We start from the raw sequence: 9,165 nt of genomic DNA, 5'->3' as shown, positions 1-9,165 counted from the left end.
GCCCCGACGCCGAGGCGGTCCTGCTGCCCGACACCGCCCTGCACACCGTCGCCCACCTCCCCGCGCTGGAGGAGGCGCTCGGCAAGCCCGTCCTCACCGCGAACCAGGTCGCCGCCCGCGAGGCCCTGCGCCTCGCCGACCGCCCGGCCTTCGCCCCCCGCCTCGGCGCCCTCTTCGCCGGCCGCGAGCAGCCGCCCGCGCCGGTGGGGTGGGGGAGCGGCCGGGCGTACGCGCACGGGAAGAAGGGCTGAGCGGGGTTCGCGCCGCACCGGCCCCGGAATAAACGGAGCCATCCTCCTGTTGGGTCCTCCCGGAGATACGAGGCACTGAAACGCACCACTGGAAGGGCCAGGACGTGGACGAGATGCGAGGCGACGGAACCCGGGACGACCGAGTCCGGGGCGACGAGATCCGGGGCACCGCGCGGGGGACCGCCCCCGTGCCCCTGTCCGTGCTGGACCTGGTGACCGTCGGCAAGGGCCGCACCGCGAGCCAGGCCCTGCTCACCGGCGTCGAGATCGCCCGGCTCGCCGACCGGCGCGGCTTCCACCGCTACTGGGTCGCCGAACACCACTCGATGCCCGGGGTCGCCTCCTCGTCCCCGGCCGTGCTGCTGGCCCACACCGCCGCCCGCACCGAACGCGTCCGGCTGGGCTCGGGCGGCGTGATGCTGCCCAACCACGCCCCGCTCGTCATCGCCGAGCAGTTCGGCACCCTGGAGGCGATGGCCCCCGGCCGCATCGACCTCGGACTCGGCCGCGCCCCCGGCACCGACGGCGCCACGGCCGCCGCCCTGCGCCGCACGGACCGGCTGGGCGAGGGCGCGGAGGACTTCCCGCAGCAGCTCATGGAGCTGACCCGGTTCCTGGACGACGACTTCCCGGACGGCCACCCCTACGCCCGCATCCACGCGGTCCCCGGCCCCGCGCAGGCCACCGCCGACGGCGGCGTCCAGTCCCCGGCGCGCCCGCCCATCTGGCTGCTCGGCTCGTCCGGCTTCAGCGCCCGGCTGGCCGGCGTCCTGGGGCTGCCGTTCGCCTTCGCGCACCACTTCTCGGCCCAGAACACCGTGCCGGCCCTGGAGCTGTACCGCGACTCCTTCAAGCCGTCCACGGTCCTGGACGAGCCCTACGCGCTGATCGGGGTCGCCGCCCTGGCCGCCGACGAGGAGCGCGAGGCGCGGCGCCAGGTGCTGACCGGCGCCCTGTCGATGCTCCGGCTGCGCTCCGGGCGGCCCGGCCTGGTGCCGACGCCCGAGGAGGCGGAGGCGTACGCCTTCTCCCCGATGGAGCGCGAGTTCGTCGACAGCTGGCTGGCCAACATCGTCCACGGCACCCCCGACGAGGTGCGCACCGGCCTGGACGACCTGGTCCGGCGCACCGGAGCCGACGAACTGATGATCACCGCCAACGCCCACAGCGGCGACGCCCGGCTGCGCAGCTACGACCTGATTGCGGACGCCTACGGGCTGCCGCAGGAGTGAGCGGGGGCGGTCTCACGCGCCCGGCGCGCGTGTCCCGATGAGTTCGGCGATGCGCTCCGGAGCCACCGCCCGCGAGTAGAGCCAGCCCTGTCCGGTGTCGCAGCCGATCCGGCGCAGCCGCTCCGCCTGGCCGGCCGTCTCCACGCACTCCGCGGTGACGGTCAGGCCCAGGCGGTGGGCCAGCCCGACCATCGCCTCCACGATCGTCTCGTCGGCGGGGGAGGGGCACGTACCGTCCTCGTGGCGGAAGCCGCGGACGAAGGCGCCGTCCAGCTTGAGCGCGGAGACCGGCAGTCGGCTCAGGTAGGCGAGGTTCGAGTAGCCGGTGCCGAAGTCGTCGATGGCGATGCGCACCCCCATGTCGCTGAGGGCCTGGAGCGCGCGCAGCGGCCGGCCCGCCGAGCCCATCACCGCGGACTCGGTCAGCTCCAGTTGCAGCAGCGCCGGGTCGAGCCCGGTCTCCGCCAGGATCTGCGCGACATCGGTGACCAGGTCGGAGTCCCAGACCTGGCGCACCGCGACGTTGACGCTGATGAACAGCGGCGGCTCGGCCGGGTGGTCGAGCTGCCAGCGGCGGGCCTGCCGGCAGGCGGAGCGCAGCACCCACCGGCCGAGCTGGACGATCGAGCCGTCCTCCTCGGCGATGGCGACGAACCGATTCGGCGCCAGCATGCCGAACTGCGGATGGTTCCAGCGCACCAGCGCCTCCACCCCGCGCACGACCCCGTCCGCCATACCGACCAGCGGCTGGTACTCGATGGTGAACTCACCGCGCTCCACGGCCGGGCGGAGCGTCGAGGAGAGCGCCTGCCGGGTCATCCGGTGGGCGTTGCGCTCCGGGTCGAACAGGGTCCAGCGGGCCTTCCCGTCCGCCTTCGCCCAGTACAGCGTGGTGTCGGCGGCCTGCATCAGACCGGTCGCGGACGTGCCCGCGACGGGCCGCTCCACCACCCCGATCGACGCCGAGACCGCCAGCCGCTGCCCGGCCAGGTCGAACGGCTGCTGGAGGGCGCCCAGCACCGAGCGCGCCAGCTCGGTGAGCTGCTCGGTGCCGGTGGACTCCTCGACCAGGATGGCGAACTCGTCGCCGCCGAGCCGGGCCACCAGCGGGGCGGCCCGCGCGTCCTGCCGCCCGGCGCAGTCGGTGAGGCGCGTGGCGACGGCCGCGAGGAGCCGGTCGCCGGTCCGGTGGCCGAGGGTGTCGTTGACCGCCTTGAAGCCGTCCAGGTCCAGATAGCAGAGCCCGACGCGGGCGGCCTCGTCCCGGTCGGCCGGGGCGCGCAGCGCCGACGACAGCCGCTCGAAGAAGAGCGTCCGGTTGGGCAGCCGGGTCACCGGATCGTGCAGCTGGAGGTGGCGCAGCCGCTGGTGCAGCTCCCGCCGGTCGCTGACGTCCGCGACGGAGAGCAGCACCTGGCCCGGCGCGCCCCCGTCCGCCGCCTGCCCGCCGGGCATCGGGACGGCGGTGATCTCGGCCCAGAGCGCGCGGCCGTCGGGGTGCTTGAGCCGGCGGGTGCAGCGGAACCGGGAGCGCCGGCCGCGCAGCACCTCGCGGTACGCGTGCCAGGTGCGGGCGTCCGCCGGGAGGTCCACCAGGTCGGCGGCCGACCGCGCGGTGAGCGCGGCGGCGCGGGTGCCGGTGAGCGCGCCGAGCGCCTCGTTGGCGGTGACGATCAGGCCCTCGTGGTCCACGACGGCCATCGGCAGGGCGGCGGCACGGAAGGCGGCCCGGTAGTCGTGCGGTTCGCCGGGGGAGGGGCCGGCCGGGGCGCCCGTCGACCACGGTTCGTCACGCTCCGTGACTCCGGGTCGCTGTGCGGAGGGTGTCGGGCCCGCCGCGGGCACCGGCCCCTCGGAGGTTGCGCTCACCGTTCGCTCCGCCCTGCCGCTCTCTCCCGGACATCTCTGGTCGGACTGGCCTGCCGCGCTGGTTCGCCGTCGTGAGAGGCGGAAACCGCGCAGGAAGGCGAGGTGAAGCATAGAGGGCGGCGCCCCGGCGGTTCCAGCGCGCCGGTCCCCTACGGGGCCGCGAACGACTCGCACGGCCCAGGCGGACCCGATCCGGTTTGTCCCCGAGTGATTGTTTCTGCGCGCCTCTGTTTCCTCCCGGTGGCCACGTGATCGTTTGTGACTGTACGTGAGGAGATGAAGGGGTGAAATGACTGGACCCGACTGGGTGACCATGACGTGACGAAACGGCCATAACCCCACAAGGTGGACGGCAGGTATCCGCTCGCCGCGCCGGAGGTAGATGTGCCGCGTCTGTCCGGGCCCCCGCCGGGGGTGGAGACGATCGGCCCCCGCGGGCTGACGGCCGGGCTGATCTCGCTGGTGGCCCTCGTCGCCACCTCCCTCGTCGCCGGACCCGTGGCCGCCGCCACCGGCGACGCGGCCCCCTGCGCACTGCCCCGCACCACCGCCCACCACTCCCTCGGCGTCGACCGCTGGAACGGCGCCTACCCGCGCCCGGTCCGCGCCCTGGACGCGGTGATGGTCTTCCTCTCGTTCCCCGACTCCCGGCCGGTCACCACCCCCGCCGAACTCACCGCCGACTACTTCCCGGCCACCACCCGCTTCTTCCGCCGCGCCTCGTACGGGAAGTTCACCCTGCGCCCGCACCCGCAGGCGCGGTGGACCACCATGCCCCGCCCCTCGACCTGGTACGGCATAAAGCGCGACTGGGACAGCGACCGGCGCAGCGCCTACCTGCGCGACGCGATCCGGGTGGCCGACGCCCGGATCGACTTCTCCCGCTACGACATCGTCTACTTCGTCGCCGACCCGGACGCCCCGGGCGTCGACTCCGACGCCACCAAGGTCGTCAACTTCGACCGGCCGGTGCGCGCGGACGGCACGGACATCCGGCGCGTCGTCACCCTCTTCGAACAGCACCCGCCCGACCACAACGTCCTGGCCCACGAGACCGGCCACGTCTTCGACCTGCCCGACCTCTACCACCGCCCCTCCGACGGCAAGGGCGACTGGGACACCTTCGTCGGCGACTGGGACGTCATGGGCAGCCAGTTCGGCCTCGCGCCCGACCTCTTCGGCTGGCACAAGTGGAAACTGGGCTGGCTGGACGACCGGCAGGTGGTCTGCGTCCAGAGCGACCGGGTCGTCACCCTGGAGCCGATGGCCGCCGTGCCCGTGCCCGGCGCCACGCTCGGCACCAGGCTCGCCGTGATCAGGACCGGCGAGGGCACCGCGATCGCCGTCGAGGCCCGCGGCGCCACCGGCAACGACCGCGGGACCTGCGCCGAGGGCATCCTGCTCTACCGGGTGCGCAACGAGACCCCGTCCGGCGGCGGCCCCGTCGAGGTGCTCGACACCCATCCGGAGACCGACGCCTGCTGGGAGCGCTCGGTCTACCCGCCGCTCGCGGACGCCCCGCTGCGCGTCGGCGAGACGTACACCGTGCCCGGCGCGCACACCACGGTCGAGGTCGCCGGCCGGACGCCGTCCGGCGACTGGACCGTACGCATCACCACGGGCACCTGACCCGGTCCGCCCCCGGACGACGAAGAAGCCCCTCGCTCTCGCGAGGGGCTTCTCCCGTCTGTGCGCCGCCAGGGACTCGAACCCCGGACCCGCTGATTAAGAGTCAGCTGCTCTAACCAACTGAGCTAGCGGCGCCTGCTGACGTCGTAGACCTTAGCACCCTGATCCGTGAGAGGAAAAATCGAAATCCGGGGCCCCGGAGCCGGCGCCGAACGGGCCACCCGGACGCACGCCCACAGCAGCACGTCCGGCCCGGGCAGCCAGGGGTTACGGGTGTCCGGAGCGACCAGCCAGCGCGGCCCCGTGTAGCTGTCCCCGCAGGTCAGCGGGGGAACCGTGACCGCGTCCCCGGTGCCGTGACACAGCAGCGCGGGCGTCTGCGCCCCGTCGCCCCACTCCTCCCAGTCCAGCAGCGAGGGCAGCCGCTGGGCGGTCCCCGGCGAGGCGAACAGCAGCATCCGCCCCCGGTGCGAGGCGACCGGGCCCGAGCCCGGACCGTCGGCCCACAGGTGCTCCAGCATCCGGCGCCCGAACAGCGTCGGCACGTTCACCACGTCGAACGCCGTCCCGCACGGCAACACCCCCGGCGCCGTGGGGCGCGCCTCCCACTGGGACAGGGCGCTGCGCGGATACGCCGTCGCCCCGGCCAGCCACGCGGCACCGGCCGCGGTGATCTGAGCCGTCTGGTGCCGCGCCGGCTCGCGCAGCTCCGCGAACGGGTCGTGGTCGCGGCCGGGGCGGAGGCAGGGGCCGTCGCCGTGGTGCAGGGTCGTTTCGTCGGGCAGCCATGCGGTCATGTGCACTGGTCTACCCGCAGTGACGGACCGGATTCCCAGAGTTGCCGAAAACCGGGACGCGATAACCGCACGAGGAGTATGGTTCGCGCGGGCATATGCCCGTGGTGGTACCCGCCACCCCTCCCGCGCCTACGCCGACGGCGTGTTCAGCAGCGTCCGGCCGTACTCGACCATCTTCTGCGCGTAGTCCTCGGTCCACTCCGCACGCCGCGCGATGTCCGCCGTCGTGAGCCGGTCGAAGCGGCGCGGATCGGCCAGCTGGGCGGCGGCTATCGCCTGGAACTCCACCGCCCGGTCGGTCGCGGCGCGGAAGGCCAGCGCCAGCTCCGTCGCCCGGCCCAGCAACTCCTTCGGGTCCTCCATCGACTCCAGGTCGAAGAAGTGCTCGGGGTCGGCGACCGCCGTCGCCGGCTCGAAGAGCAGGGGTGCGGGCCGCAGCCGCCGCTGGTCGCTCCGCTCGGACTGTGCCATGTGCTTCCTCCTCGGACGGCCGGACGGCCACCCTCCATTGTCCGGACCCCCGCAAGAGCGCCAGAAGTGTTCACGGCCGGGGCCCGCGCCACCGCGACCGCGCCCCCGGCGCACTCAACAACCCCACCCCACCCGGTGTTCCGCCAGATGCGCCAGGACGGCGTGGTTCGCCTCCCAGCCGTCCGGGAACTTCACGGTGACGCCCAGCTGGACCGGCTCCGTCGAGGGATGCTCGTCCAGCAGGTCCGCCACGCCCTCGCGGCAGACCACGACGCACGCGTGGCGGTGGCGGGAGGCCAGGACGCACAGGCGGCCCGTCTCCAGGTGGAACGCGGTGGCGTCCGGGCGGCCCGACAAGGGGTGCAGCACCACCGTCACGTCGAACTCGCGGCCCTGCAGCCGGTTCGCCGTGTCCACCGCGACGCCCGTCACGCCCAGCTCCGCCAGCGCGGCCCGCACCGCCGCCGCCTGGTCGCGGTGGGCCGTGCCGACGGCGACCCGGTCCGCCGTCACCGGGGCCGGGTCCGAGGAACGCTCGCTGACGGCCGCGCCGCCCCGGTCCAGCAGCCGGCGGACCACCAGGGCCACCGCCCGTACCGCCTCCGGATCGGTGCGCGGGGTGTGCCGGGCCGGCAGTTCGAGCAGCCCCCAGCCCGACTCCGCCGCCTCGTCCAGCACCCGGTCCGCCGCCGACTCGTCCGACGCCACCCCGAAGGACAGCCGCCGGTCGCCGTGGTCCGTGCCGCTGCGGAACGGCGTGTACGGGTAGAACGCGTCCGACACCAGCGGCGCGGCCGACGCCGGCAGCCGCCAGGACACCGGCAGCCGGTGCTGCGGCAGCTCCGGGTTGTGCGCGAGCAGCGTGCTCACCGCGCTGGCCGCCGGGTCGTAGCTCAGCCCCGCCCACTGGTCGGCGCCGACGATCGAGAACGGGTCCAGCTGCCCCGGGTCACCCACGAACAGGGCCCGCTCGAACAGCCCGGCCACCGCCAGCAGCGCGTCCGACCGCATCTGGTACGCCTCGTCGACGATCGCGTGCCCCCACGGCTCCACGTTCTTCACATGGGCCCACTTCGCCGCCGTCGAAATCACCACGTCCAGGTCCGCGAGATCCGCCGCCTTCGCCGACTTCCGCACGTTCGCCAGGCCGTCCAGCACCTTGTCGTACGGATCGGAATCGCTGCTGTGCAGCCGCCCCACCGGCAGTCCGGGCTCCTTCTCGGCGAGCCGCACCACCAGATCGTCCACCTGCGCGTTCGTCTGCGCGACCACCATCAGCGGCCGGCCCGCCGCGGCCAGCTCCAGCGCCGCGCGCACCACCAGCGTCGACTTGCCGGCCCCCGGCGGGGAGTCCACCACGACCCCCCGCGCCGTGCCGTTCAACGTGTCGTCCAGGATCTTCGCGGTGGCCAGGCCCGCCGCCGCGCCCGGGTCGAAAACGGCCGTCACAGCAGGTCCTCCGGGGTCACGGGATCGGGTCGCTCCGCCGCGTCGAGGCCGCCCGGCGGACCGCCGTGGGTCCACGGCGTCTCCTCCGCGTCCGGCAGCCGCGGCCCGCCGCGCTGATCGTGCTCGAACAGGGTCCAGGCGATTCGGTCGCCCCGCTCCGGGACCGACCCCGGCGCCGGCTCCCGGCCGCGCCCCATCCGGTCGGTGATCCGCAGCACCAGCGACAGCGCGCCGTCCTCCGCCGGCTCCAGCGCGACGAACTCGGCGGTCTGCGGCCTGCCGTCCAGCGAGCGGTACACCTTGACGCCCGCGCCCAGCTGCGGCCGCTCGTCCGTGACGACGGTGACCAGCGGGCGCGGCGAGGGCCGCTTCGACTCGGTGTACGTCATCTCCACGGCGCACACCTCGCCCACGAACGCCTCCCCGGCCAGCCGGCGGCCCGCCATGACCAGCGGATCGTCGAGCGCCTCCTGCGCCTCCAGCTGGGCCTGGGCCGTCTCCCGGGAGGCCAGCTTGCGGGCGGCCGTCACCGCGTCGTCCCGGCGCGGCTGCGGCGGCTCACCGGAGCGCACCCGGTCGCGGTGGGCCGTGAACGACCAGCGGTCCCTGGTCCAGCGGTCCTCGGTCCTGGCCCCCTCCGGCAGCTCCCGCAGCAGGTCGAGACCCCGCCACACCGCGTCCCAGGTCGGCCGGAGCACCCCGGCCAGCAGGGCCCGGATCTCCCGCTCGGCGCCGGTCAGCTCGGCCAGCCGGGCATCGGCGACCAGCCCGTCCTCGGCCGCCGCGAACGCGCCGCGCGCCCGGTCGTACCGCTCGATGGCGGGCGCCAGCAGCCGGTTGTCGAAGTCCGGGTCGGTGGCCGGACCGGCCGGCGGGCACAGCAGCTGCCCCGCCGCGTCCCGGGCCAGCTCGGCCCGGAGCGCCGCCTGCGCCCCCGACTCGCCGGCCGGCGGGTCGATCCAGGCGAGCAGGGCCCCCAGATGCTGGTCCTCCAGGTTCGACTGGCCGGTCGCCCAGTGCCGGTTCAGCAGGTCCGTGCAGGCGAGCAGCAGCGAGGAGCCGGGCACCCGCGCCCGCTCCCCGTAGTGCGTCAGCCAGCGCCCGAGCAGCGGCACCCGCGCGGGCGCCGGGTACGGGGTGTCCGGATCGTCCTCGGCGGTGCGCCGGAACCGCATCGAGCGGCCCAGCAGCCGGACGAACTCGATGCCCGCCCGGCTCGGCACCACGAGCTGCGCGGCGTCCACGCACAGCTCCGTCTCGACCTTGACCCGCTTGCCGGTCGCCGGATCGGCCTCGCTGCGCTCGGCGGGCTCCACCACGTCCGTGTACGCCTCGATGTGCGGCAGGACGGCTTCGGCCAGCTCGGCGAGGAACGCGAAGCGCAGGTCCCGGTCGCGGGGCTGGGAGACGGCCAGCAGCCGGGGCGCGTCCCGGTCCGTGCCGACGAGGGCGCCGAGCGGGGCGCCC

At 74.7% G+C, this 9,165-nt stretch carries 7 protein-coding genes, 1 tRNA gene and 1 pseudogene; 3 read left to right on the top strand and 6 right to left on the bottom strand.

Translation table 11 applies throughout. The annotated features are described in order from the left end of the window. Both MHW47_RS27465 and MHW47_RS27460 read left to right on the top strand, forming a co-directional pair. Window positions 1–251, top strand: a pseudogene (locus MHW47_RS27465) (decarboxylase); the annotation flags it as partial. A gap of 113 nt (window positions 252–364) precedes the next feature. Then, a complete protein-coding gene (locus MHW47_RS27460) occupies window positions 365–1,483 on the top strand; it encodes an LLM class flavin-dependent oxidoreductase (RefSeq protein ID WP_275449723.1) in 1,119 nt (372 codons plus the stop codon). 12 nt (window positions 1,484–1,495) lie between these two features. Here MHW47_RS27460 and MHW47_RS27455 read toward each other — a convergent pair whose 3' ends face one another. Beyond that, window positions 1,496–3,352 carry an EAL domain-containing protein gene (locus MHW47_RS27455; RefSeq protein WP_239226454.1) on the bottom strand — a complete coding sequence of 619 codons (1,857 nt, stop codon included), beginning with the start codon at window positions 3,350–3,352 and terminating at the stop codon, window positions 1,496–1,498. Between the two features lie 414 nt (window positions 3,353–3,766). On the opposite strand from MHW47_RS27455, the gene MHW47_RS27450 reads away from it, so the two are divergent. Then, entirely contained in the window at window positions 3,767–4,981 is a 1,215-nt protein-coding gene (locus MHW47_RS27450; protein WP_239226456.1) for a M6 family metalloprotease domain-containing protein, read from the top strand. 61 nt (window positions 4,982–5,042) lie between these two features. Here the strand turns inward: MHW47_RS27450 and MHW47_RS27445 are convergent. The 5 genes from MHW47_RS27445 to MHW47_RS27425 all read right to left on the bottom strand — a co-directional run. Beyond that, window positions 5,043–5,116 (bottom strand) — tRNA-Lys (locus tag MHW47_RS27445). After that, window positions 5,107–5,778, bottom strand: a complete 672-nt coding sequence (locus MHW47_RS27440; protein WP_239226453.1) for a bifunctional DNA primase/polymerase — start codon at window positions 5,776–5,778, stop codon at window positions 5,107–5,109. The genes MHW47_RS27445 and MHW47_RS27440 overlap by 10 nt, the downstream gene beginning before the upstream one ends. A 129-nt stretch (window positions 5,779–5,907) precedes the next feature. Then, on the bottom strand, window positions 5,908–6,249 hold the full coding sequence (locus tag MHW47_RS27435; RefSeq protein ID WP_239226452.1) for a hypothetical protein: 342 nt from the start codon (window positions 6,247–6,249) through the stop codon (window positions 5,908–5,910). Window positions 6,250–6,363: 114 nt separating this feature from the next. Beyond that, window positions 6,364–7,698 (bottom strand): AAA domain-containing protein, encoded by a 1,335-nt coding sequence (locus MHW47_RS27430; protein ID WP_239226451.1) that lies wholly within the window; start codon window positions 7,696–7,698, stop codon window positions 6,364–6,366. Then, window positions 7,695–9,165 (bottom strand): hypothetical protein (locus tag MHW47_RS27425; RefSeq protein ID WP_239226450.1); only part of this gene is annotated, 1,471 nt, incomplete at its 5' end. The genes MHW47_RS27425 and MHW47_RS27430, both read right to left, overlap by 4 nt.

The organism is Streptomyces sp. OfavH-34-F, assembly GCF_022347745.1.
In the GTDB taxonomy this organism is placed as follows: Bacteria; Actinomycetota; Actinomycetes; order Streptomycetales; family Streptomycetaceae; genus Streptomyces.
The sequence above is the reverse complement of the archived record's forward strand: the minus strand, read 5'-3'. Positions and strand labels throughout refer to the sequence as shown.

Excerpts from the sequence above, each read along its gene's own strand:
- MHW47_RS27460 (WP_275449723.1), top strand. The coding sequence starts at position 365 with ATGCGAGGCGACGGAACCCGGGACGACCGAGTCCGGGGCGACGAGATC.
- MHW47_RS27440 (WP_239226453.1), bottom strand. The coding sequence starts at position 5,778 with ATGACCGCATGGCTGCCCGACGAAACGACCCTGCACCACGGCGACGGC.
- MHW47_RS27435 (WP_239226452.1), bottom strand. The coding sequence starts at position 6,249 with ATGGCACAGTCCGAGCGGAGCGACCAGCGGCGGCTGCGGCCCGCACCC.